The sequence below is a fragment of the Tatumella sp. JGM91 genome (genome assembly GCF_018257575.1).
In the GTDB taxonomy this organism is placed as follows: Bacteria; Pseudomonadota; Gammaproteobacteria; order Enterobacterales; family Enterobacteriaceae; genus Tatumella; species Tatumella punctata.
This window is the reverse complement of sequence record NZ_JAERJP010000048.1, coordinates 1-1,345: the sequence shown is the minus strand read 5'-3', so window position 1 is coordinate 1,345 and position 1,345 is coordinate 1. Positions and strand designations below refer to the sequence as shown.

Below are 1,345 nucleotides of genomic sequence, written 5' to 3'. Positions count from 1 at the left end.
CATTATCGTTACTGACCCGCGGACGGCTGTGAGACGGCGTGATATTCAGTTCGTGCAGTTTCATCTGCAGCGTCTGTCACTCCATGCCCTCAGATTGATTTTTCAGAGGGGGTGACAACTATGCTGACACTGAGGGGGCGGCTTCAATGTCTAAGGTGGGCCTGGTCATGTGTCATCTCTTTTTTTAGATTAGTTTACTGAAATGACACAGAATTTTGAACACTACCCAGCAGAATATAATTCTGCGTTTTATTCAGCCTGGTAAACCTCAACAGAATGCTTATATTGAGCGATATAACCGGACAGTGCGTTATGACTGGCTGGGGCAACACTTATTTACATCACTGGATGAATTGCAGAACTATACCACGCAGTGGCAATGGTTTTATAATCACGAACGACCGAATATGGCACTGAATGGCTTCACGCCGATGCAGCATATTCAACGTATGACCTGATTCTACTTATCACCTCCGTTAAAATGGGGGGATTACCTTACCGTGCCTTCCAGATATTTTTTTCCACTTAAAAATCTGGCTGGAAAGCAAAATAGCCCTTTATCATAAGAGCTACTTTTTAGTTAATTCGATTGCATTTTAAGGATGATCAATAAGCTAATAAAACTTATCAAGCCTATAATCAAAGCTGTGTATTTTATATAGAACCAAGAGATCTCATTAGTCTTTAGATTTTTAAAGAATGAAATTTCTTCTTCTTTCAGTGTCCTTTTTGTTGCTGGGAACTTAGGGAAGATAAGAGCACTCATAAGAAAAGATTCCTTATACCCCCAAAAGAAAAAACTACCACCTTTACCAGCAGTCATAGAAAAAGGCATATACCCAAACTGTTTTTTGAACTTATCAGCAATGAGATCGAATTTACGTTCTGTAAATTTACCATAGATAAGATAAAATGCTAGCGAAGCTACAAATGTTGCAGCTAAGCATAATATGAGCATGTCTATCGATTTCATTTCGAACCTTCGATAACATTATAAATAGTACTTCCTACTTTTTCTCCACCCCAGCCGCCAGCCTCACCCCCTACGTAACCTAATGTGCCACCTGCTATAACAGCACATGCTAAACCACCTACGCCAGCAGTTCCAACACCAATAGCTATACATAGTGGAACAGCTATACCACCTGCAATGATACCTCCACCAGTATCACCAACAAAGCTACTTATTTCAGTATATTTTTTCTGCGTACATTCAGCTTCTCGACCAACAGAACAAGCCTCATTTATTTCATTAATTGAGTGAAGGGCACCCTCAGTGTCAGCATAGTTGTCACCCCCTCTGAAAAATCAATCTGAGGACATGGAGTGACACATGAAACGTATT

The 1,345-nt window shown here is 40.3% G+C and carries 1 protein-coding gene and 1 pseudogene; one reads left to right on the top strand and one right to left on the bottom strand.

The genetic code is table 11. The annotated features are described in order from the left end of the window. Positions 1-227: 227 nt before the first annotated feature. Positions 228-458 (top strand): annotated as a pseudogene (locus JK198_RS16710) (transposase); the annotation flags it as partial. A 122-nt stretch (positions 459-580) separates the two neighbouring features. Here JK198_RS16710 and JK198_RS16905 read toward each other — a convergent pair. Continuing rightward, complete coding sequence (locus tag JK198_RS16905; protein WP_249213207.1) at positions 581-973, bottom strand: hypothetical protein; 393 nt, start codon at positions 971-973, stop codon at positions 581-583. Between the last annotated feature and the right edge of the window lie 372 nt (positions 974-1,345).

Excerpts from the sequence above, each read along its gene's own strand:
- JK198_RS16905 (WP_249213207.1), bottom strand. The coding sequence starts at position 973 with ATGAAATCGATAGACATGCTCATATTATGCTTAGCTGCAACATTTGTA.